This window comes from Rhizobium leguminosarum (assembly GCF_010668065.1).
GTDB classification, from domain to species: Bacteria; Pseudomonadota; Alphaproteobacteria; order Rhizobiales; family Rhizobiaceae; genus Rhizobium; species Rhizobium leguminosarum_S.
In genome coordinates this window covers 39,559-60,527 of sequence record NZ_WUEN01000017.1, presented here as the reverse complement: position 1 = coordinate 60,527, position 20,969 = coordinate 39,559, and the positions used below count along the sequence as shown (strand labels likewise).

Sequence of the window (20,969 nt, the reverse complement as noted above, 5' to 3'; positions counted from 1 at the left end):
GACTATCCATGCCAATCGGGTGGCCCAGCCGCCCGGCAAACCTATTGTCAGACAGAGGAAGGAACTCTCATGTCTTTGAAAATCATCACCCTCACCGCAATGCTCGCCATCATTGCCGCTCCCGTCCTTGCCGAAGACAAGCCGATGGACATGAGCAAGCCGATGGGCAACCACGATGCGGCGAGCCACGCCTTCAGCGAGGCGAACGCCAAGATGCACAAGGATATGATGATCGACTATAGCGGCGATGCCGATGCGGATTTCGTCCGCGGTATGATCCCGCATCATCAGGGTGCGATCGATATGGCCAGGATCGAGCTGCAATACGGAAAAGATCCCGATATCCGCAAGCTGGCCGAAGCCGTCATCAAGGCGCAGGAAACCGAGATCGCCGAGATGAACGCCTGGCTCAAAGCCCACGGCAAATAATCGATCGTCGATGAAAAGGGGAACGCCGGAAATGTCAGGTGTTCCCCAAGACTTATGTTGGCGCGATCAGTCCTTCGGCTCGAAATCGGCCGGGCGGCGGCCGGCGCCCTGTCGCGCCAGCATCCAGCCCGGATATTCCGGCGCAAGCGCGCTCACCTCGTCGAGCTTCTTGATATCGTCTTCATCGAGCTTCAGCTTGACGGCGGCAAGGTTCTGGTCGAGCTGGTCGACACGCTTGGCGCCGATGATGACTGTGGTGACGAAGGGCTTGGCGAGGATATAGGCGAGCGCCACGGTGGCGACGCTGACGCCGTGCTTTTCGGCGACTTCGCGCATGACGGCGACGCAGGCCCAGGCCTTGTCCTTGTCGACGGGCGGGAAATCGAAACTGGCGCGGCGGCCTTCGCCGTTGCCGGGCGCGCCGGGACCATACTTGCCGGAGAGCAGACCGCCGGCGAGCGGCGACCAGACCATCAGGCCGAGCTTTTCCTCCTGCATCATCGGCACGATGTCACGCTCGAGATCGCGGCCGGCGATGGAGTAATAGGCCTGCACGGTTTCAAAACGGGCAAAGCCGCGGCGTTCGGAGAGGCCGAGCGCCTTGGAAATGCGCCATGCCTGCCAGTTGGAGACGCCGATATAACGCACGAGGCCGCGGGAAACGAGATCGTCAAGAGCGCGCAGCGTCTCCTCGATCGGCGTCACCGTATCGGTCGCGTGGATCTGATAGAGGTCGATATGATCGGTCTGCAGGCGCTCGAGGCTCGCCTCGACCGAATCCATGATGTGACCGCGCGAGGCGCCGCGGTCGTTCGGCTTGTCACCCATGACGCCGTAGACCTTGGTGGCGATGACGACGTCCTTGCGCTTGATGTCGAGGTTCTTCAGCGCCTGGCCGAGCAGCCTTTCGGACTCGCCGGATGAATAGACGTCGGCCGTGTCGATGAAATTGACGCCGGATGCAAGCGAGCGCTCGACGATCCGGTCGGCGGCATTCTGATCGACGTCGGCGATGGCGCCCCACATACTGCCCTGTTTGGCTTCGCCGAAGGTCATCGTGCCCAGGCAGATTTCCGAGACGAAAAGTCCCGTATTTCCGAGTTGATTGTAACGCATGGTCGAAAAATTCCTTTGTGTCTGCCGCAAGAGGGGCTTGCGAACTCAAGAACTTCATTTTTTGATTATTGGCCTGCATATGACAGGCACAGCCGTGGCTGGCTGCAAGGTGAGGCGATTTTCATGTAGTGCGGCGGCGGCGCTTTTCAACGCCGTAGCTTGGCTCTGCGGAGGCGGATGCCCTTGTCTCGACACAGGCCGCCGATAGATTGCCGGCCATATTTTAAGAGGTGCGCATATGACGACGCGACCACTGACCACGATCGGCTTCGATGCCGATGATACGCTCTGGCAGAACGAACAATATTACCGGCTGACGGAAGCCCATTTCACCGGGCTTCTTGCCGATTTCGCCGAAGGACCGAAAATTTCCGAGCGGCTGCTGGAAGCCGAAAAACGCAACCTTCGCCACTACGGCTTCGGGATCAAGGGCTTCACGCTGTCGATGGTCGAAACCGCGATCGAGATCACCGAGGGCAAGGTTCCGGCGAGCGTCATCGCCAAGATCCTCGATACCGGCCGCGATCTTCTCAACCATCCGGTCGAGACCATGCCGCATGTGCGCGACACGCTGGAAGCGCTTGCCGGCAAATACCTGCTTGTCATGATCACCAAGGGCGATCTCTTCGACCAGGAGCGCAAGCTTGCCCAATCCGGGCTCGGCGACTTCTTCGATGCCGTCGAGATCGTCTCCGACAAGACGGCCGTCACCTATCGCCGCATCTTCGCCAAGGTCGGCGATGGGCCGGAGCGGGCAATGATGGTCGGCAATTCGCTGAAATCGGACATCGTGCCGGCAATCGCCGCCGGCAGCTACGGCGTCTTCGTGCCGCACGAACTGACCTGGGTGCTGGAACATGTGGACGAACCGAAAGAGGCGCCGCGTTTCCGCAAGATCGACCACCTCGGCGAATTGCGCGACCTGATCGCCCGGCTCGGCTAAGCCGGGCGCTACCTCTGCCTCATTGCGGTTTCGGCGGAGCCTTCGGGAACAGCGAGGGGCGCTCCGGCTCGGCCGGCGGTTTCGGCTGCTGCGGAGCAGCCGCCAGCGGCTCGATCAGAATGCTGAAGGGAGCGCCGAGACCGCGGCGCGGCGAGACCTTGGAATAATAGGGACGCAGCAGCCAGGTGGCGTTTTCCTTGATCGTCGTCTCGAAGCTCATGCCGTCCTCGTCGGTGCCGAAGAAGGCTTCGTCATCGGGTTTCGACAGGTCGAAAATCGCCAGGAAGGCAAATTTGCTCTTGGTAGAAAAACTGATCTTCAGGTGCTGGCCGGCGCGCACCGGCAGCGTATAGACATGGCCATTGCCGAACTTCGTCCAGCCCTTCAGCTGCATGGTGACGGCCGGGAATTGCAGCTTCTCCAGCTTTTCGCCGGGATCGAGCTGCGGCGTCTGCGCCATGGCGGAGACGGTCAGGAGGAAAAGGGCAGCGGCGGCGATCAGTGTTCTCACGGAATGATCTTTCATGGGCGAACCAGAGCGGTGCGCATCGCCTCGACCTCGGGCCGGCAGAAGCAGCCTTGCAGATGATCGTTGACGAGACCCATCGCCTGCATGAAAGCATAAACTGTGGTCGGGCCGACAAAGGTCCAGCCGCGTTTCTTCAGATCTTTCGAAATGACCACCGATGTCGGCGTCGTCGGATTGGCGATGATATGCTCGCGGTCGACCACCGCCGGCCGCTCGTTATGGCCGGGTTCGTAGCGCCAGAAATAATGGGCGAGCGAGCCGAATTCGTCCCTGAGCTCGATTGCGCGCTCTGCATTGTTGATGGTCGAGACGATCTTGCCGCGATGGCGGATGATGCCGGCATCGGCAAGACAGCGAGCGACATCCCCTTCGCCGAAGAGGGCGACCTTTTCGAAATCGAAACCTGAAAAGGCGGCGCGGAAATTCTCGCGTTTGCGCAGGATCGTCAGCCAGGAAAGACCGGACTGGAAGCCTTCGAGGCAGATCTTCTCGAAGAGGCGGATATCATCGGTGACAGGGCGGCCCCATTCCTCGTCATGATACCGGAGATAGTCGGGCAGATTGGCGTGCCAGTGGCAGCGGCTCCTGCCGTCCTCGCCGATGATGATGCCTGTCGCGCTCATGATCCTTCATTCTGCGGGGATCCGCTTCGTTCTCTGCTCATGATTCCGGCTTTACCATTTGCAAACCGTCTTTCCAAACCGAACGGTAACCCTGACGAAAAGTTTATCCGGTCGGTCGGCTTTTCATGAATCGATCTTTACCATTCGCTGGCGGATTGGGTGGCAGCGTCATTCCCGGGCGGAACATCTCCGCCCGGGCGGACATGTCCCGCCAGCGCATTTTCGGTCATTTGTAGAGAGTTCGTCCGATGATGAAACAGCTTGTTCTTGCCGCAGCCCTCTTCGGCATCTTCTCCACGGCGGCCCTTGCAGACGACCGCTATGCCACCCGCCCGCCCGTCGTGCTCAGCCCCGATCTGACCGCGCCCTGGATCAACCAGCTGGGCGGCGGCAGGGTTCGTCCCGTCGTCTATCAGCGGCCGGTCATTCGCCAGCAGCAGCGCGGCCTTTTCCAGCGCCGCGTGCTGCGCCAGGCGCCGCAGGCCGCACCGCAGACCGTTTCGGCGATCAATCCCGGCATCCCGTCAATCCGCCGTCCGATCGAGCCGCAATACCTGCCGCAGATGGTCGATTACGACACCACGGAAAAGCCCGGCACGATCGTCATCGATACCAACAACCGCTTCCTCTATCTGGTGATGCAAGGCGGCAAGGCGCGACGCTACGGCGTCGGCGTCGGCAAGCCGGGCTTCGAATGGGCAGGCGCCCACAAGATCACCCGCAAGACCGAATGGCCGGATTGGACGCCGCCTTCCGAGATGATCAGCCGCGAAGCCGCCAAGGGCCATTATCTGCCGGCGCGCATGGACGGCGGGGCGGAAAACCCACTCGGCGCCCGCGCCATGTATCTCGGCTCGACGCTTTACCGCATCCACGGCACCAACGCCCCCTGGTCGATCGGCAGCGCCGTTTCCTCCGGTTGTATCCGCCTGCGCAACGAAGACGTCGTCGACCTCTACGATCGCGTCAATGTCGGGACCCGCGTCATCGTCATGTAACGGCGGCGCAATACTTACAGCGCCGCGCGTCTTTTCTGATCCGCAAACAGCGCTGCAACCCTTTAAATTGCTGCATAATTTTTCCTTAAGTCGAGTCCGATTTGAGGATAAATTATGCAGTGGGAGCCGCAAGAACATCCGACTCTCCTTCTCCAAAAATGCTTTATCCGGCCACACCGATCTTGAATCGGGCAGAAGTTCATGTAGCTTCGAGCGGATTTGCTTGAGGGGAATCGATCATGATCAAACTAATGCCGGGTCTGGCTGCTGCCGGACTTGTTCTGTCCTTGATGTCCACATCCGCCTTTGCTGCACCCGCCGGCTCCGCTTCCGACAATGCACGGCGCCCGGCGCAGATCGTGCGCGTCGCGCAGATGCCGAAATATGTGAAGCCGCAGTTCAAGCGCAAGAAAGTGCGCCTGGTAACGACGGAGGCCGCCGGCACCGTCATCATCGATACCAACAACAAGTATCTCTACCTCGTTGAAGGCAACAATCGCGCCACCCGCTATGGCATCGGCGTTGGCCGCGACGGCTTCGGCTGGTCGGGGGTCGTCAAGATCGGCCGCAAGGCCGAATGGCCGAGCTGGACGCCGCCGGCCGAGATGCGCCGCCGCGAAGCCGCCAAAGGACATATTATTCCTGCATTCCAGGAAGGCGGCGAGGACAACCCGCTCGGCGCCCGCGCCATGTATCTCTACCAGGGCGGCCGCGACACGATCTTCCGCATCCACGGCACCAATCAGCCCTGGACGATCGGTCTCAACATGTCTTCCGGCTGCATCCGGATGATGAACGAGGATGTGTCGCATCTCTACGATCGCGCGCCCGTCGGCACCAAGGTGATCGTCATCGGCCCCGGCAACAGGCAGGGCAAGGTGGCATTCGAGGACAGGGGCATCGACGTGCTGCGTACGATGTTCGGCGGCTGAGCAACACTTAGCAAAAAAACGAAAGGCGCAGTCTGATGCGCCTTTCGTTTTGCTTAGACTTTGCGGCCAAAAGCTGGCACACGTGCCTAAGAGTCGACATATTTATTTCGGGGCTATTCAATGACATCTGCGCTGCGTTCTTCCGCTTCCCTGCTTGCGGGCATCGCGTTTTTGACAATCTGTTCGGCAGTTTCCGCCTCGGCGGAAGACTTGCAATTCTCCATCTACGGTGGCTACCAGACCGCCCCGCACAGCGGCGTCGATCTTTCCGACGGAACGAGTTTCACCGCCGGCTGGGAAGGCAAGTCCTTCGGCAGCCCGCCTTATTACGGTGCCCGCGTCACCTGGTGGCTCGAGAACTTCAACAAGCCGAACTGGGGTATCTCGCTCGATTATACCCATGACAAGGTCTATGCGGACGACGATACGCTCGCCAAGGCCGGCTGGTCGCATTTCGAATTCACCGACGGCCTGAACCTGATCACGGTGAACGGTCTCTATCGCTTCCAGGATCCGACCCGCCGCTGGACGCCCTATCTCGGCGCCGGCATCGGCGTGAACATTCCGCATGTCGAAGTGATTCGCCCTGAGGGCAAGACCTGGGCCTATGAATTCGGCGGCGTGACGCTGCAGGCCCAGGCCGGCGTCGACTTCAAGGTGACCGAGCGCTGGTCGACCTTCGTCGAATACAAGGGAACCTATTCGCGCATCGACGTTCCGATCGACAGCGGAGTGGACCTGAAGACCAACATCTTCACGAATGCCGTCAACGTCGGCGTATCGTTCCACTGGTAACAAATTTCAGCTGCGGTGCTATTTGGTGCCGCAGCTGACCTTGCCCTCGACGGCATAGGGTTTTTCACCGCCTTCGATCGTCAGGGAATAGCTGCCGCTGAAATTTGCTGCCGGCTTGCCGCGCTCGCCGGCGACGACCACCAGATCCAGCCTTGCGCCGCCAGTGTCATCTTCGCCGCCGTCGAAGACTTCCATGAGCAGTTCGCCGTCACGCGACCAATGGTTGCTCAGGTGCTGCGATTCGAAAACACGCTTTCCGAACACCGCCTCCTGAGCCGGATCCTTGACGATCAGCGCGCCGCGGAAATGGTTGAGCTTGTGGCCAGCAGCGCTTTCGAAACCGCTTTCCAGCGTGAAGCGCGCTTCCTTGTCATCGGCGGAACAGAAAAAACGACTGTCGGCATGGGCAGTGCCTGCCGCACCGAGCAGTCCCGCAAATACGATCATTCCACGCCACATTGCCCAACCTCCCGAGACAGCGTCCTTTGCGGCTCTCGAAAAGATGCGCGGCGCTGTCATAGGTCTCAGCCTAACGGCAAACCTGTTAATTTTTCCGGCACAGCGCCGCCATAGGCCCAATCGAGAAGCTCGACCGTATGCAGGATCGGCATGCCGGTGCCGGTGGCGATCTGGGTGATGCAGCCGATATTGCCGGTGGCGATGATATCTGCCTTGGTGGCCTCGATGTTCTTGACCTTGCGCGCCTTCAGCACAGCCGAGATCTCCGGCTGCATGATGTTGTAGGTGCCGGCGGAGCCGCAGCAGAGATGGCCTTCCGCCGGATCGCGCACCGTAAAGCCCGCCGCTTTCAGCAATTGCTTCGGCGCCAGCGTGATGCGCTGGCCGTGCTGCATGGAACAGGCGGAATGATAGGCAACCGTGATGCCCCTCGGTATGTGCGCCGGCAGGTCGAGGGTTGCGAGATATTCGGTGACGTCCTTGGCCAGCGCCGAGACCCTGGCCGCCTTTGCGGCATAGGCGGGATCGAGGCGCAGCATGTGGCCGTAATCCTTGATCGTCGTGCCGCAGCCCGAAGCGGTGATGATGATCGCGTCGAGGCCCTGCCCGTCGATCTCGCGCGTCCAGATATCGACATTGGCGCGCGCACTTTCGAGCGCCTGTTCGGCGCGGCCCATGTGATGGACCAGCGAGCCGCAGCAGACCTCGCCCTCCGGCATCACGACCTCGACGCCGAACCGCGTCAGCAGCCGGATCGCCGCCGCGTTGATGCCGGGATCGAGCACCGGCTGGGCGCAGCCGGAAAGGATCGCCACCCGGCCGCGCCTTTCCCTCTCGGGCCGATACGTGCCGGGTTTTGCGAAGTCCGAAGCGGCCGGGATGCGGCGCGGCGCAAGCGCCAGCATGGCAGCAAAGGGTTTCAGCGCGCCACCGAGCATCAGGCCAGCGAAGGGCCGGCCGAGGCGGGCGAGATTGAGCGCCAGGCGGAAACGGCCGGGATAGGGCAGCACGGCGGCAAGGATGGCGCGCGTCAGCCGGTTCATGAACGGGCGTTTATAGGTCTTTTCGATATGGGCGCGAGCGTGATCGACCAGATGCATGTAATCGACGCCGGAGGGACAGGTAGTGACGCAGGCAAGGCAGGAGAGACAGCGGTCGATATGGGTGACGACCTCAGCATCGGCGGGCCGGCCGTTTTCCAGCATGTCCTTGATCAGGTAGATGCGGCCGCGTGGGCTGTCGAGCTCGTTGCCGAGCGTCACATAGGTGGGACAGGTGGCGGTGCAGAATCCGCAATGGACACATTTGCGCAGAATCTGCTCGGATTCGGCGACATCGGGGTCGAGGAGCTGGGTCGGGGTGAAGTTGGTTTGCATCTAGCGGGACCTCGACATTGGGATGATGTCGGCGGTAGTGCGTGGGGTACCCCCCTCTGTCCTGCCGGACATCTCCCCCACACGGGGGGAGATTGGCTGGGGGCTATGACTTCCCCAAACAATTCGGGCACTGCGACTCCGACACGGCAGATAGGAAGCGATGATCCAACCTCTTGCCGATCTCCCCCCTTGTGGGGGAGATGTCCGGCAGGACAGAGGGGGGTACCCAGCGCGCAGACCCATCTTGTTCCTCACCCCATCTTTCCCGGATTAAATATCCCGGCCGGATCAAACTTCTCCTTCACCCGCCGGGACAACATCGCCACTGCCTCGGGCTCCGGATGGAAGGCTGATGTAACCGCCCTCGCCTGACCCGATGCACGGATCAGCGTTGCATGGCCGCCGCCGAGCGCCTTGATGTAGCGACGGACCAGTTCCGCTTCGGGGCCGGCCTCCATGCGCAGCCAGACGAGGCCGCCCTGCCAGTCGTAGAAGGCGTCGACGCCGGCTTCGAGGCGGAGGGCTGCGACCAGCTGATGGCCGGTGCCAGGGGCGACCGAGACGCGCCAGACCGGTCGCACGGTGCCGTCGGCATAGGGCAGCACGTCGCGGATGTCCTGCCAGAGCCTGGAGCTTTCCGGCTGTTCCAGCCGCGTGACCGTGGCGAGGCCCGACATTGCTGCGGCAAGCTTTTCGATGCGCACGTCGACCGAGCCGGCCAAGCCTTCGATGCGCAGAACGGTCGCCTCTCCCTCGGGCAATTTGCCGGCGAGGAATTTCCACGTCACCGTCAGCGGCAGGTGGGCGGCGCCTGAGACTTCGACCGGCAGAGCCATCGCCGCCGCCATGGCGTTTGCTGCCTCGGCGTCATTGAGGCCCGACAGCACCACCGTCCGCTCCGTCTTCGGGCGCGGCGGCACCCGGAAGGTGACTTCGGTGAGGAAGCCAAGCGTGCCATGCGAGCCGGCAATCAGCTTGGCGAGGTCGAGACCAGTGACATTCTTCATCACCCGGCCGCCGGCCTTGATGATCTCGCCCATTCCGTTGACGAAGCGCACACCAAGCAGGCTGTCGCGGGCGGCACCTGCGATCAGGCGGCGCGGACCGGACACATTGGCAGCGAAAACGCCGCCGATGGTCGGCTCGCCCGATGTGCCCATCACAGGGCGATGATCCATCGGCTCGAAGGCGAGCATCTGGCCGCTCTCCGAAAGGGCCGCCTCGACCTCGGCAAGCGGCGTGCCGGATCGGACGGTCATGACCATTTCGCCGGGATTATAGGCGACGATGCCGGAAAGGCCGGTCGAACGCAGCCGGTCTTCGGCGGCAACCGCATTGCCGAAGCCCGAGCGGCTATCGCCGCCGCAGATTGCGAGCGGCCGGCCGCTCTCCGCATGGGCGCGGACGATCGCCGACGCCTCTTCCTCGGTCTTCGGCATCCGATTGATCATGCGGCGGGACGCCCTTCGAGCGGGAAGACCTTCGACGGATTGAGGAGCCAGCCGGGATCGAAGGCGGCGCGCGCCGCCATTTGCTGGGCGAGATCCACCTCGGAATATTGGTGCCGCATCAGGTCGCGCTTCTCGATACCGACGCCATGTTCTCCGGTCAGGCAGCCGCCGGCATCGACACAGAGCCTCAGAATATCGTTGCCGGCCGCCTCGGCGCGGGCGGCATCCTCCGGATCATTGGCATTGAAGAGGATCAGCGGATGCATATTGCCGTCGCCGGCATGGAAGACGTTGGCGACGCGCAGGCCGTAATGATCGACGATCTCGGCGGTCCGCTTCAGCACGTAGGAGAGCTGGCTGAGCGGCACGGTGCCATCCATGCAGATATAGTCGGCGATGCGGCCGGTGGCGCCGAAGGCGGATTTGCGGCCCTTCCAGATCAGCGCCGCCTCGGTCGCCGACTGGCATTCGCGCACGGTCTTGACAGCGTGCCGGCGGGCGATCTCGACAATGTCCTTCAGCGCGGCGTCCATTTCCGCTTCCGATCCCTCGACCTCGACGATCAGTAGCGCCCCGACATCGAGCGGGTATCCGGCATGGGCAAAGGCCTCGCAGATCTCGATCGCCGGCTTGTCCATGAATTCGATCGCCACCGGGATGATGCCGGCGGCGATGACATCGGCAACACAGGCGCCGGCCTCCTCCGAACTTTCGAAGCCGAAGAGCACCGGGCGCGCGCCTTCCGGCTTGGCGATCAACCGCACCGTCGCCTCGGTGACGATGCCAAGCTGGCCTTCGTGGCCGCAGACGAGACCGAGCAGATCGTAGCCTGCCGCATCCAGCGCCTTGCCGCCAAGCTCGATCACCGTGCCGTCGACCAGCACCATCCTGACGCCGAGCAGGTTGTTGGTGGTGACGCCGTATTTCAGGCAGTGAGCGCCACCGGAATTCATGCCGATATTGCCGCCGATGGTACAGGCAAGCTGCGAACTCGGATCGGGCGCATAGAAAAAGCCGTCCGCGGAGACGGATTCGGAAATATTGAGATTGGTGACGCCGGCCTGGACCACGGCGACGCGGTTCGGCAGATCGATTTCGAGAATGCTGTTCATCTTCGACAGGCCGAGCACGACGGCATCCTCCTGCGGAATGGCGCCGCCGGAGAGCGAGGTGCCGGCGCCGCGCGGCACGACGGGAATGCCGTAGCGATTGCAATAACGCATGACCGCCGAAACCTCGGCCGTGGTGCGCGGCAGGGCGACGGCGAGCGGCAGGCGGCGGTAGGACACGAAGGCGTCGGTCTCGAACGGCACCAGCTCGCGCGCCTCATGCACCAGGCATTCCGGCGGCAGAAGATCGGTCAGATCGGCGACGATCTGGGCGCGGCGCGCCAGCACGTCGGCGCGCGGCTCGAGAAACGAAATGGCGTCGGACATGGCGTTCTCCCTGGCCCTGACGACGGGGAATGACAGCGGGAAGATGATAGCGGAAACCGGCCGCGAACCTCCCTGCCGCCGATAAACCGGCTTAGCACTTTCCCGAAAGTGGCGCAAATGCTAAGCACTTATGCCAAAAGGGGAAAAAGTCGCAAAACCTTATGACCAATCTGGGTGATCTCGAAATCTTTGCCAAGGTCGTTTCGACCGGAAGCATGTCGCTCGCCGGGCGGGCGCTCGGCTTTTCGCCGGCCGTCGTCTCCAAACGGATCAAGCGGCTGGAGGACCGGCTCGGCACCCGGCTTCTGCAGCGCACGACGCGGCAGATCTCGCTGACGGAGGCCGGACAGGGCTTCTACGACCGCGTTCTCGGCATTCTCGCCGGGCTCGAAGAGGCAGAATTCTATATTTCCGGCCGTTCGGCGCAGATGCACGGCACGCTGAAGATCTCGGCCCCGACCTCCTTCGGGCGCATGCATATCGCGCCGCATCTGAAGGATTTCATGGAGGCGCATCCGGAGCTTGCGATCAACCTGGTGCTGACAGACGAATTCAGCGACATCGTCGGCGGCGGCTTCGATCTGGCGATCCGCATCGCCGAACTCACCGATTCGAGCCTCGTTGCCCGAAGGCTGGCGCCGGTGCGCCGGCTGCTCTGCGCTTCGCCGGACTACCTTGCAGCGCATGGCGAGCCGAAGCACATCGACGAGCTGAAACACCATCGCTGCCTGCCGGCCCATAATAACGACACCTGGCGGCTGAATGGGCCGGACGGGGCGCTGAGTCTCAGGCCGGAAGGCTTGCTGATCACCAATTCCAGCGAGGTGATCCGCGAGGCTGTCATCGCCGGTCTCGGGATCGCGCTGCGCTCCACCTGGGATATCGGCGAAGAGCTCAAGAGTGGCCGCCTGGTGCAGGTGCTGCCGGCCTATGAGAGCTCGCACAATGTCGCGCTGTCGGCCGTCTATCCCAGCCGGCAGTTCCTGCCGGCCAAGGTGCGGCTGTTCATCGACTATCTGGCAGAGCTCTACGGGCCTGTCCCCTACTGGGAGCTCTGATGGCAGCGCCGGTTCAGCGCGCCAGCCTCTCGATGACGAGATCCAGCAGGGCGCGCAGCCGCGCCAAGCGCTTCATGTCGCGGTGATAGCCGACCCAGGTGTCGCGGCCGGGTGGCGGTTCACCGAGATCGACCAGTTCGATGGCCGCAAGGGAATCGCCGAGCGGCCGCGGCAGGACGGCGAGCCCGGCCCCATTGGCACAGAGCGCCGCCTGCACATCGCGGCTGTTGCTGCGCATAACGATGTCGGCCCGCGGCAACAGGCGCTGCAGCCAGCCGACATCCGGCATGTCGCCGAAAGCCTCGTCCATGGTGATGAGGCGGGCGCCCGCGCCGTCGCCGGCTTCGGGGTGCGGCGCGCCGCGGCTGATGTAAAGGCCGTATTCGATATGGATGAGCTTGCGCGATATGACCTCCGCTTCCACGAAGGGCTGAATGCGGAAGACGAGGTCGGCTTCACGTCGCGACAGACTGAGAAGCCGGCTGTCGGTCAACAATTCGACCACCACTTTCGGATGGACCTGCGAGAATTCCGCCAGCACCGGCGAAAGCACATGCGCGCCGAACCAGTCTGATGAGGACAGCCTGAGAAAACCATCGAGCTGACGGCTGCCGCCGGCAAGGACGCGCTCGACGGCGAGCGCCTCCTCCTCGATCCGTTCGGCGCCGGCGAACACGGCCGCACCTTCATCCGTCAGGACGAAGCCATCGGTCGTGCGCTGAAAAAGCGTCTGGCCGAGAGAGGTTTCAAGGGCACGCAGCCGCCTGCCCATCGTCGGCTGCGTCAGTCCGAGGCTGCGGGCTGCTGCCCCCAGCGTACCGAACCGCGCGATCGCCAGAAACAGCTTGAGGTCGCTCCATTCCATCGTTCGCATCCGCCAAACAAAAATGCATGGAATTCAGTCGTTATCTTTCATTTTCATTCACGTTTCAATGAACCATCTTCTTCCAGAACAAACTCATTGCGGAGGTCTCCACAGACCCCGCGTTGCGAACGAAGGAGAGTTCCATGTCTGCACCATCAACAATGAAAGCGTTGCTGGCGGAAGCGCCGAATTCGCGATTGCGCATCGCCGATATTGCAAAACCGATGCCCGGCGAAGGCCAGATTCTGGTGCGCATCAAGGCAAGCGGCGTCAATCCGCTCGACCTCAAGATCCGGGCCGGCAATGCGGCCCATGCCCGCCATCCGCTTCCCGCCATTGTCGGCATCGATATGGCCGGCATCGTTGAAGAGATCGGGGCCGGCGTCAGCGGTTTCCGCCAGGGCGACGCGGTCTACGGCATGACCGGCGGGGTCGGCGGCATTCAGGGATCGCTTGCCGATTTCGCAGCTGTCGACGCCGCGCTGCTGGCGCCAAAGCCGCAGAATCTGTCGATGCGCGAGGCAGCCGCGCTGCCGCTGATCTCGATCACCGCCTGGGAAGGGCTGGTCGACCGCGCCGGGGTCAAGGCCGGCCAGAAGGTTCTCGTGCTCGGCGGCGGCGGTGTCGGCCATATCGTCGTGCAGATCGCCAAGGCGGTCGGAGCCGAGGTCTATGTGGTCGACGGCGCGTCGAAAGCGGACTATCTCGCCGGCCTTGGCGCAACACCGATCGATCGTGACGCGGAAACGGTGGAAGGCTACGTCGCAAAACACGCTGGCGGCAGGGGGTTCGATCTGGTCTACGATACGGTCGGCGGCCAGGGGCTCGATACGGCATTCCGAGCCGTCAGCCGGTTCGGTCATGTCGTCAGCTGCCTCGGCTGGGGAAGCCACGCGCTGGCGCCGCTCTCCTTCAAGGCCGCCACCTATTCCGGCGTCTTCACGCTGTTGCCGCTTCTGACCGGCGAGGGACGCGCCCATCACGGTGAGATCATGCGAGAGATGACGAAGCTCGTCGAAGCTGGCAAGGTGATGCCGAAGCTCGACCCGCGCCGCTTCACCCTTGCCGATACAGATGAGGCGCATCGGCTGATCGAAGACCGGCAGGCGGACGGAAAGCTCGTCGTCGAGATCGACTGATCTCAATCCGTCGGCTCTTAATGCGTCGGCGGAATCAGCGCGCCAGATCGAGATAGGCGTTCGCCACCATCGCATCGATATCGGAGGGCACAGGCACGAGGCAGGATTGGGGACCGGCTTCGCCTCTGGCGATACGTTCCAGGCAGCGGGCCTGAAGGGTGAAGCCGAGATCCATCGATTCGACGGTATTGCCGAGCGGCCGCGGGCCGGCGAGATTGGCCATGTGACCGCCGCCGAGTACATGGAAGGAGCGGCCGTCGCTGAGATGGAACGTCTCGATATGATCGACCTCATAGCGGTCGGTGCCGACGACATCGGGATGGCGGCGGAAAGCCTCGACATCGATCTCATGCGGGAAATGGCCGCCATTCATCAGGATCGCGCCATCCTTGACCAGCGGCAGGTCGGCCGCCGTCACGATGCCGGCAAAACCGGTGACGGTGACGATTATATCTGCCGAGTGGATCGCTGCGTCGCGCAGCGGCGTGACGAAACCATCGAGATGAGCTTCGAGCGTCGTCACCGGATCGATATCGACGACGCTGACGGTGGAAAAGGCATTGCGGAAACAGGCGGCCGTGCCCTTGCCGCAGGCGCCGTAGCCAAAGACCGTCACGCGTTTGCCGTTGGTGGAGCGGTTGGTGAAGCGCAGGTAGCTTTCGAACAGGCTCTGGCCGACGGCATGCCTGTTTTCGGCGAACTGCTTGATGGGGCTGTCGTTGATGACGAGGATCGGCATGTTCAGGCGCTCGCGCAGCGGCAGCAGCCGGGTGCGGCCGGAGGTGGTTTCCTCGGTGCCGCCGCGGAGATTGGCGTAGGGTTTTTCCGCCGCGATGGCGAAAAGATCGCCGCCATTATCGAGCAGCAGATCCGGCTTTTCGGCGATCACTGCTTCGAGGCTCTGATGATGAGCGGCGGGATCGGTCGTCTGGGTGGCAAAGACCGTGATGCCTTGGGAACGCAGGAACTCGACCGTCGAAGGCTGGGTGCTGTTGAGATTGCCGGTGCAAACGAGACGCGCGCCGCCGGCGCGAAGCGTCATCAGCAGCGCAACCGTCTTCGGCTCGAGATGAATGCCGGTGCCGATCGACAGGCCCTCGAAAGGACGCGTCCGCTCGAATTCGGCCGCCGTCGCCTTAAGCAGCCGACAGCTGTTGCCGATCCAGTCGATGCGGGTTGCGCTCTTTTCCATCATCTCTTCCCTGTTTCCTGTTTTCGTGCCGTTTTCTAGCGGAGTAACGGGGCTGCGAATATGGAAGTAATTCTGGCAAAGGGGCAGAAAATCTGCCCTTTCAGCCTGATGTCCCGCAACGGAGCAACCAGCTGGCCAAGGCCGCAAAGGCCGGCCGTTTCGCATCCGGCGTACGGCAGCAGAGGCTGTAACCCGATGGCCGGGAGATGAAACCGTAGGGCGCGACCAGATGCCCGCGCTTGAGATCGTCCTCGATCGAGGCGCGTGGCGCAAGCGCGATGCCAAGCCCGGAGCGGGCAGCAGCCAGCGCCAGCAGCAGATCCTCGAATTCTTGGGCGCGGGAAAAGACGACCGGCGGTGTGCCGCTTTCGGCAAACCATTCGTCCCAGAGCTTCGGAACGCTGCGGCTGACAAGCATTGTCAGCGCGCCCATCGCCGCCGGGTCGCTCGATGGTGTCGCGGCAAGCGAAGGCGTCGCGACCGGGCCGAATTCGTCTGCCATGAACCGCAGGGCGGTGATGCCCGCGGCCGGCCGGTATTCGCCACCCATGATCACAGCGTCCAATTCGGGGTGCATCTGCAGCGGTTCGGCCACGGTCATCGGCACGATGTCGACGGTATCGCCGAGGCGCGCCTGCATGTCTGCTGCACGCGGCATCAGCCACCAGATCGCGAAGGCGGAGGGGACGCCAAGGCGGATGCGGCCCGGCACGGCGCCTTCGAGTTCCGAAGCGGCGCGGTGCAGAATGTCGAAAGCCACACTCGCGGCGGCTGCTAAAGCGCTGGCCTGCAAGGTCGGGACCAGCCTGCGGCCGTCACGCAGGAAGAGCTTGCTACCGAAGTGATTCTCCAGCGTGTCGATCTGCTGGCGCACGGCGCCGCGCACCACATTCAGCTCTTCGGCGGCCTTCAGAATGCTGCCGTGACGGCAGACGGCCTCGAAGGCGCGGATGGCATTGAGCGGTGGAAGACGCATGAGGACAACATTCACAAAATCATAGTGGATCACTAGATCTCGCCATTGAACGAAAGGCAAGATCACGCCATATTGTACAGCTGTGCAATGTGACGCATTCGAGACAGGATGTGACGGATTTTCCGAACCTGTCCCACCTCGATTTCCCTATGAACGGCGATCAAATCGCGTTTCGAATCGTCACGCCTATTTTGGATTGAGTAAGCTTTCCGTGATATACGTATATGAGTGATTCCTAACGACGACTGCGAAGGTGACCCGACCATTGACTCTTCTCGCCCGACTGGCCTCCGATGTGCAACTGATGTTCCGGCGTCCACCGCGACAGCAATATGGTGCGCTCTGCTATCGGGTAAAGAAGAAGAGTGGCGAGGCCGAGGCGCTGTTGATGACGAGCCGCGACACCGGCCGCTGGGTCATTCCCAAGGGCTGGCCGATGACGCGCAAATGCGCCCATGAGGTCGCGATGCAGGAAGCCTTCGAGGAAGCCGGCGTCCGCGGCGTCGTCGAAACGGAGACGCTCGGCGCCTACACTTATTCGAAGGTGCTGCGCGACGGGGTGCAGGTGATCTGCAAGGTGCAGGTCTATGCGCTCGAAGTCACCGACATGGCGAAGAACTTCAAGGAAAAGGGCGAGCGCACCATCGAATGGGTCTCGTTCGACGAGGCGGCCGGGCGCGTGCGCGAACCGGAGCTCCGCCACCTTTTTCTCGCCTTCAAGCAAAGGATGGCCGACAGGCCTTCGGCCAAGGCGGCAAAACAAATTCCGGCAGTGAAACAAATTCCAGCAGAATGAATCCTGCCATCTTGCGCTGCTAGGAAAGCAGCGTAGAAGCAGATTCATCCTCAGGAAAAAGAATGCCGCCACGTCCCGCAGTCCTCACGAAACGAACGCTCGACAAGGACCTCGACAAGATCACCCATGCCGAGGACGCGGCGAAGCATGTTTTGCGGCGGCTGGTGCCGCCTGGTCTCGGGCTGATCTTCGTCGGTCTGGCCATGCTCTTTGCCGGTGTCTACGTGTTCGACCGGCCAGGAGCGATGCTCGTCATCGCGGCGGCAGCCCTTGCCGGCTACATGGCGATGAACATCGGCGCCAATGACGTGACCAACAATGTCGGCGCCGCCGTCGGCGCGCGCGCCATGACGATGGGCCAGGCACTCATCATCGCCGCGATTTTCGAAGTTCTTGGCGCCACGATCGGCGGCGGCGAAGTCGTCAAGACGATTTCCGCAAACATTGTCGACGCCGTCCAGGTACCGCCGGCGCTGCTCGGCTGGATCATGATGGCGGCCCTGATGGCGGCGGCCCTCTGGATCAACCTCGCAACCTGGATGAACGCGCCGGTGTCCACCACCCATGCGATCGTCGGGGCGGTGATCGGCGCCGGCATCTCAGCCGTCGGGCCGGAGCCGGTGAACTGGCGGGTGATGCTGGAGATCACCTCGAGCTGGATCACCTCGCCGCTGATCGGCGGGCTGATCGCGGCCGGGCTGCTTTATCTCGTCAAGACCCTGATCATCTATCGCGACGACAAAATCGCGGCCGCACAGCGCTGGGTGCCAGTGCTGGTCGCGGTGATGGCCGGCGGCTTCATGGCCTATATGGTGCTGCAGCTGTCGCCCTCTGGCAAATTTCAGTCTTTCACCATCATCCTTATCGGGATCGGCATCGGGCTGGTGAGCTGGCTTGCCGCCCGGCCGCTCATTCTCGCCCAAGCGCGGGATCTCGAAAACCGCAACAGCTCGCTGCGGGTACTGTTTAAGCTGCCGCTCATCGGCTCCGCAGCGCTGCTGTCCTTCGCGCATGGCGCCAACGACGTTTCGAACGCGGTCGGGCCGCTTTCGGCGATCGTCCATTCGGTCGGCATCGGCGGAGACGGTGGCGTCGGGCATCCGCCGCTCTGGGTGATGCTGATCGGCGCCTTCGGCATCTCCGTCGGCCTGCTGCTCTTCGGGCCGCGCCTCATCCGGCTCGTCGGCGAGGAGATCACCAAGCTCAATCCGATGCGGGCCTATTGCGTCGCGCTGTCGACAGCCTTTACCGTCATCGTCGCCTCCTGGCTCGGCCTGCCGGTCAGCACCACGCATATCGCCGTCGGCGCCGTCTTCGGTGTCGGCTTCTTCCGCGAATGGTACACGCGCCATTCGAAGGCCCGCATCGCCTATATCAGGCGCAAGGCCGAGAGCTGGGACATCGACGAGCCGGAAGAGCCGAATATCCACGAGACCCGGCGGCGCTATCTCGTGCGCCGTTCGCATTTCATGACGATCATCGCCGCCTGGATCGTCACCGTGCCGGTTTCGGCAGCGCTTGCGGCAATGATTTATTGGGTTATGTTCGCGCTCTTCGTCTGAGATCCCGAGTTTTTAAATGCGCGCCAATTTCCGTATGCAACGGCTTTTCGTCGACGGGCCGCTTTCCAGCGGCGCCGTCGTGGAGGCGAATGCCGATCAGTTCAACTATCTCGGCAATGTGCTGAGGATGGAGGAAGGTGCGGAGATCCTGCTCTTCAACGGCCGCGACGGCGAGTGGAAGGCGACCCTTACCTTCCCCACGCGCAAACGCATCCTTTTGACGGCAACCGAAGAGACGCGGCCGCAGCCGCTGCCTTGCGATCTGCACTACCTCTTTGCGCCGCTCAAGGTCGGCCGGATGGACTACCTCGTGCAGAAGGCGGTCGAAATGGGAGCCGGCGTGCTGCAGCCGGTCATGACCCAGCACGTGCAGGGCAAGGTCACCAATCTCGACAAGCTGCGCGCCAATGTCGTCGAAGCGGCCGAGCAATGCGGCATCCTCGGCATCCCAGATGTGGCCGAGCCGGTGAGGCTTCTCGAGCTGCTCGACCGCTGGCCGAGCGAGCGCCGCATCATCTATTGCGACGAGGGCGATGCCGGACAAAACCCGCTGCCGGTGCTCTCGGCGATCAGGGAAAGACATCTCGCTCTGCTCGTCGGGCCGGAAGGCGGCTTTTCGGAAGAAGAACGGGCGCGGCTTCGAAGCCTCAATTTCGTCACCGCCATTCCGCTCGGACCGCGCATCCTGCGGGCCGATACGGCAGCCGTTGCGGCACTGGCGGTGGTGCAGGCGGCGATCGGCGACTGGAACTAAGGTCGAAAACGGGTTGACATGGAAATCACTGTTATTTTTTTGATGCGTCATTGAAAGAATTTCACTTGCAACATGGGTGGCTTGGGTCCAAATCACCCTTCCAATTGCCCGGCCCCCTGGGCGCCTTTTTGAATACAGGTATCCCGCATGGCCCGCGACACTACCGACCAGACACCGCTCTCTTCGGTCCAGGATCTGACCGATTATATCGCGGCGGGCAACAAGCCGCGGGAGCGCTTCCGGATCGGCACCGAACACGAGAAATTCGCCTTCTTTCGCGCCGACAACAGCCCGGTTCCCTATTTCGGCGATGCCAGTATTTCGGCCCTCCTGACCGGCCTGCAGAAAAAAAGCGGCTGGGAGCCGATCACCGACGGCGGCAACATCATCGGGCTTGCCGAGCAGAACGGCATGGGCGCGATCTCGATCGAGCCCGGCGGCCAGTTCGAACTCTCCGGCGCACCGCTGGAGACGATCCACGAGACCTGTCGGGAATCCAACCAGCATCTGGCGACGCTGCGCGAAATCGCCGAACCGATGGGCATCCGCTTCCTCGGCATCGGCGGCAGTCCGAAATGGACCTATGCGGAAACCCCGCAGATGCCGAAATCACGCTACGAGATCATGACCCGCTATATGCCGAAGGTCGGCACCCAGGGTCTCGACATGATGTACCGCACCTGCACGATCCAGGTGAATCTCGATTTCTCCTCGGAAGCCGACATGCGCAAGAAAATGCGCGTCTCGATGAAGCTGCAATCGCTGGCGACCGCGCTTTTCGCATCCTCGCCCTTTACCGAGGGCAAGCCGAACGGGCTGCTCTCCTGGCGCGGCGATATCTGGCGCGATGTCGATAACCGGCGCGCCGGCCTGCTCGATTTCACCTTCCGCGACGATTTCGGCTTCCGTGACTATGCCGAATGGGCGCTCGATGCGCCGATGTATTTCATCGTCCGTGACGGCCGTTATCACGACTGCACCCATGTCACTTTCCGCCAGTTCATGAACGGCGCATTGAAGGGTGAGGTCGCCGATCCGGCGCCGACGATGGGCGACTGGACGAACCATCTTTCGACACTCTTTCCCGACGTGCGGCTGAAGCGTTTCCTCGAAATGCGCGGCGCCGACGGCGGCCCATGGCGTCGCATCTGTGCGCTGCCAGCCTTCTGGGTCGGCCTGCTCTACGACGATGCGGCACTCGATGCTGCCGACGAACTGACCAAGGATTGGAGCTTTGCCGAGATCGGTGCGCTGCGCAACGCCGTTCCCGCCGAAGGCTTGAAGGCGCAATTCCGTGGGCACCTGCTCTTCGACATGGCGCGCGAGGTGATCGGCATATCAAGGGCCGGCCTCAAAGCGCGGGGCAGGCTCAACCGGGAAGGCCAGGACGAGAGCATCTTCCTGGCGCCACTCGAAGAAGTGCTCGCCAAGAAGGCGACGCTCGCCGAGGATCTGCTGTCGCTCTATCACGGCCGCTGGCAGGGCTCGGTCGAACCGGTGTTCGAGGACTATCAGTACTGAGCCTGAGCCACTGCACAAT

At 62.5% G+C, this 20,969-nt stretch carries 21 protein-coding genes; 11 read left to right on the top strand and 10 right to left on the bottom strand.

Annotation, left to right across the window (positions count from 1 at the left end; all coding sequences use genetic code 11):
- Window positions 1-69 precede the first annotated feature (69 nt).
- Complete coding sequence (gene copM, locus GR198_RS31020) at window positions 70-429, top strand: CopM family metallochaperone (RefSeq protein WP_130738862.1); 360 nt, start codon at window positions 70-72, stop codon at window positions 427-429.
- A 66-nt stretch (window positions 430-495) separates the two neighbouring features.
- Here the strand turns inward: copM and GR198_RS31015 are convergent, their stop codons facing one another.
- On the bottom strand, window positions 496-1,545 hold the full coding sequence (locus tag GR198_RS31015; protein ID WP_164070194.1) for an aldo/keto reductase: 1,050 nt from the start codon (window positions 1,543-1,545) through the stop codon (window positions 496-498).
- Between the two features lie 238 nt (window positions 1,546-1,783).
- Between GR198_RS31015 and GR198_RS31010 the strand changes: the two genes are divergently transcribed.
- Window positions 1,784-2,488 carry an HAD family hydrolase gene (locus tag GR198_RS31010; RefSeq protein WP_164055477.1) on the top strand — a complete coding sequence of 235 codons (705 nt, stop codon included), beginning with the start codon at window positions 1,784-1,786 and terminating at the stop codon, window positions 2,486-2,488.
- 19 nt (window positions 2,489-2,507) lie between these two features.
- Here GR198_RS31010 and GR198_RS31005 read toward each other — a convergent pair whose 3' ends face one another.
- Complete coding sequence (locus GR198_RS31005) at window positions 2,508-3,014, bottom strand: hypothetical protein (RefSeq protein WP_017959138.1); 507 nt, start codon at window positions 3,012-3,014, stop codon at window positions 2,508-2,510.
- Window positions 3,011-3,640 (bottom strand): DNA-3-methyladenine glycosylase I, encoded by a 630-nt coding sequence (locus tag GR198_RS31000; protein ID WP_164070193.1) that lies wholly within the window; start codon window positions 3,638-3,640, stop codon window positions 3,011-3,013. Before GR198_RS31000 ends, GR198_RS31005 begins: the two co-directional genes overlap by 4 nt.
- A 248-nt stretch (window positions 3,641-3,888) precedes the next feature.
- On the opposite strand from GR198_RS31000, the gene GR198_RS30995 reads away from it, so the two are divergent.
- From GR198_RS30995 to GR198_RS30985, 3 genes are all read left to right on the top strand, one after another.
- Window positions 3,889-4,638 (top strand): L,D-transpeptidase, encoded by a 750-nt coding sequence (locus GR198_RS30995; RefSeq protein ID WP_164055480.1) that lies wholly within the window; start codon window positions 3,889-3,891, stop codon window positions 4,636-4,638.
- 239 nt (window positions 4,639-4,877) lie between these two features.
- Window positions 4,878-5,570: a L,D-transpeptidase gene (locus tag GR198_RS30990; protein WP_164070191.1), complete on the top strand. Its 693-nt coding sequence runs from the start codon at window positions 4,878-4,880 to the stop codon at window positions 5,568-5,570.
- Window positions 5,571-5,690: 120 nt separating this feature from the next.
- Window positions 5,691-6,365 (top strand): outer membrane protein, encoded by a 675-nt coding sequence (locus tag GR198_RS30985; protein ID WP_164070190.1) that lies wholly within the window; start codon window positions 5,691-5,693, stop codon window positions 6,363-6,365.
- An 18-nt stretch (window positions 6,366-6,383) separates the two neighbouring features.
- Here GR198_RS30985 and GR198_RS30980 read toward each other — a convergent pair whose 3' ends face one another.
- The 4 genes from GR198_RS30980 to GR198_RS30965 all read right to left on the bottom strand — a co-directional run bounded on the left by GR198_RS30980 (window position 6,384) and on the right by GR198_RS30965 (window position 11,087).
- Complete coding sequence (locus GR198_RS30980) at window positions 6,384-6,824, bottom strand: hypothetical protein (protein ID WP_164070188.1); 441 nt, start codon at window positions 6,822-6,824, stop codon at window positions 6,384-6,386.
- Between the two features lie 65 nt (window positions 6,825-6,889).
- Window positions 6,890-8,200, bottom strand: a complete 1,311-nt coding sequence (gene glcF, locus GR198_RS30975) for a glycolate oxidase subunit GlcF (protein WP_164070186.1) — start codon at window positions 8,198-8,200, stop codon at window positions 6,890-6,892.
- A 251-nt stretch (window positions 8,201-8,451) separates the two neighbouring features.
- On the bottom strand, window positions 8,452-9,651 hold the full coding sequence (gene glcE, locus GR198_RS30970) for a glycolate oxidase subunit GlcE (RefSeq protein ID WP_164070184.1): 1,200 nt from the start codon (window positions 9,649-9,651) through the stop codon (window positions 8,452-8,454).
- Window positions 9,648-11,087, bottom strand: a complete 1,440-nt coding sequence (locus GR198_RS30965) for an FAD-linked oxidase C-terminal domain-containing protein (protein WP_164070182.1) — start codon at window positions 11,085-11,087, stop codon at window positions 9,648-9,650. The genes glcE and GR198_RS30965 overlap by 4 nt, the downstream gene beginning before the upstream one ends.
- A gap of 161 nt (window positions 11,088-11,248) precedes the next feature.
- Between GR198_RS30965 and GR198_RS30960 the strand changes: the two genes are divergently transcribed.
- Window positions 11,249-12,145, top strand: coding sequence for a LysR family transcriptional regulator (locus GR198_RS30960; RefSeq protein ID WP_029872573.1), 897 nt, complete (start codon window positions 11,249-11,251; stop codon window positions 12,143-12,145).
- A 13-nt stretch (window positions 12,146-12,158) separates the two neighbouring features.
- On the opposite strand, the gene GR198_RS30955 is transcribed toward GR198_RS30960, so the two are convergent.
- A complete protein-coding gene (locus tag GR198_RS30955) occupies window positions 12,159-13,010 on the bottom strand; it encodes a LysR family transcriptional regulator (RefSeq protein WP_029872572.1) in 852 nt (283 codons plus the stop codon).
- Between the two features lie 143 nt (window positions 13,011-13,153).
- Here GR198_RS30955 and GR198_RS30950 point away from each other — a divergent pair, with 143 nt between their 5' ends.
- Window positions 13,154-14,149, top strand: a complete 996-nt coding sequence (locus tag GR198_RS30950; protein WP_029872571.1) for a zinc-dependent alcohol dehydrogenase family protein — start codon at window positions 13,154-13,156, stop codon at window positions 14,147-14,149.
- Window positions 14,150-14,183: 34 nt separating this feature from the next.
- Here GR198_RS30950 and GR198_RS30945 read toward each other — a convergent pair whose 3' ends face one another.
- Entirely contained in the window at window positions 14,184-15,341 is a 1,158-nt protein-coding gene (locus GR198_RS30945; RefSeq protein ID WP_029872570.1) for an adenosylhomocysteinase, read from the bottom strand.
- 100 nt (window positions 15,342-15,441) lie between these two features.
- A complete protein-coding gene (locus tag GR198_RS30940; protein WP_029872569.1) occupies window positions 15,442-16,350 on the bottom strand; it encodes a LysR substrate-binding domain-containing protein in 909 nt (302 codons plus the stop codon).
- Window positions 16,351-16,582: 232 nt separating this feature from the next.
- Between GR198_RS30940 and GR198_RS30935 the strand changes: the two genes are divergently transcribed.
- The 4 genes from GR198_RS30935 (at window position 16,583) to GR198_RS30920 (ending at window position 20,950) form a co-directional block, all read left to right on the top strand.
- Window positions 16,583-17,113, top strand: coding sequence for an NUDIX hydrolase (locus GR198_RS30935; protein WP_029872568.1), 531 nt, complete (start codon window positions 16,583-16,585; stop codon window positions 17,111-17,113).
- 62 nt (window positions 17,114-17,175) lie between these two features.
- Complete coding sequence (locus tag GR198_RS30930) at window positions 17,176-18,675, top strand: inorganic phosphate transporter (protein WP_029872567.1); 1,500 nt, start codon at window positions 17,176-17,178, stop codon at window positions 18,673-18,675.
- Between the two features lie 16 nt (window positions 18,676-18,691).
- A complete protein-coding gene (locus GR198_RS30925; protein ID WP_164070181.1) occupies window positions 18,692-19,429 on the top strand; it encodes a 16S rRNA (uracil(1498)-N(3))-methyltransferase in 738 nt (245 codons plus the stop codon).
- A 147-nt stretch (window positions 19,430-19,576) separates the two neighbouring features.
- Complete coding sequence (locus tag GR198_RS30920) at window positions 19,577-20,950, top strand: glutamate--cysteine ligase (RefSeq protein WP_029872565.1); 1,374 nt, start codon at window positions 19,577-19,579, stop codon at window positions 20,948-20,950.
- The last annotated feature ends 19 nt before the right edge of the window (window positions 20,951-20,969 follow it).

Bases quoted from the DNA above. Each gene is read 5' to 3' on its own strand.
- GR198_RS30965 (WP_164070182.1), bottom strand. From the start codon at position 11,087: ATGTCCGACGCCATTTCGTTTCTCGAGCCGCGCGCCGACGTGCTGGCG.
- GR198_RS31005 (WP_017959138.1), bottom strand. From the start codon at position 3,014: ATGAAAGATCATTCCGTGAGAACACTGATCGCCGCCGCTGCCCTTTTC.
- GR198_RS30990 (WP_164070191.1), top strand. From the start codon at position 4,878: ATGATCAAACTAATGCCGGGTCTGGCTGCTGCCGGACTTGTTCTGTCC.
- GR198_RS30985 (WP_164070190.1), top strand. From the start codon at position 5,691: ATGACATCTGCGCTGCGTTCTTCCGCTTCCCTGCTTGCGGGCATCGCG.
- GR198_RS30945 (WP_029872570.1), bottom strand. From the start codon at position 15,341: ATGGAAAAGAGCGCAACCCGCATCGACTGGATCGGCAACAGCTGTCGG.
- GR198_RS30925 (WP_164070181.1), top strand. From the start codon at position 18,692: ATGCGCGCCAATTTCCGTATGCAACGGCTTTTCGTCGACGGGCCGCTT.
- GR198_RS30950 (WP_029872571.1), top strand. From the start codon at position 13,154: ATGTCTGCACCATCAACAATGAAAGCGTTGCTGGCGGAAGCGCCGAAT.
- GR198_RS30980 (WP_164070188.1), bottom strand. From the start codon at position 6,824: ATGTGGCGTGGAATGATCGTATTTGCGGGACTGCTCGGTGCGGCAGGC.
- GR198_RS30920 (WP_029872565.1), top strand. From the start codon at position 19,577: ATGGCCCGCGACACTACCGACCAGACACCGCTCTCTTCGGTCCAGGAT.
- GR198_RS30955 (WP_029872572.1), bottom strand. From the start codon at position 13,010: ATGGAATGGAGCGACCTCAAGCTGTTTCTGGCGATCGCGCGGTTCGGT.
- GR198_RS31010 (WP_164055477.1), top strand. From the start codon at position 1,784: ATGACGACGCGACCACTGACCACGATCGGCTTCGATGCCGATGATACG.
- GR198_RS30995 (WP_164055480.1), top strand. From the start codon at position 3,889: ATGATGAAACAGCTTGTTCTTGCCGCAGCCCTCTTCGGCATCTTCTCC.
- copM (WP_130738862.1), top strand. From the start codon at position 70: ATGTCTTTGAAAATCATCACCCTCACCGCAATGCTCGCCATCATTGCC.
- GR198_RS30930 (WP_029872567.1), top strand. From the start codon at position 17,176: ATGCCGCCACGTCCCGCAGTCCTCACGAAACGAACGCTCGACAAGGAC.
- GR198_RS31015 (WP_164070194.1), bottom strand. From the start codon at position 1,545: ATGCGTTACAATCAACTCGGAAATACGGGACTTTTCGTCTCGGAAATC.
- GR198_RS30960 (WP_029872573.1), top strand. From the start codon at position 11,249: ATGACCAATCTGGGTGATCTCGAAATCTTTGCCAAGGTCGTTTCGACC.
- GR198_RS31000 (WP_164070193.1), bottom strand. From the start codon at position 3,640: ATGAGCGCGACAGGCATCATCATCGGCGAGGACGGCAGGAGCCGCTGC.
- glcF (WP_164070186.1), bottom strand. From the start codon at position 8,200: ATGCAAACCAACTTCACCCCGACCCAGCTCCTCGACCCCGATGTCGCC.
- glcE (WP_164070184.1), bottom strand. From the start codon at position 9,651: ATGATCAATCGGATGCCGAAGACCGAGGAAGAGGCGTCGGCGATCGTC.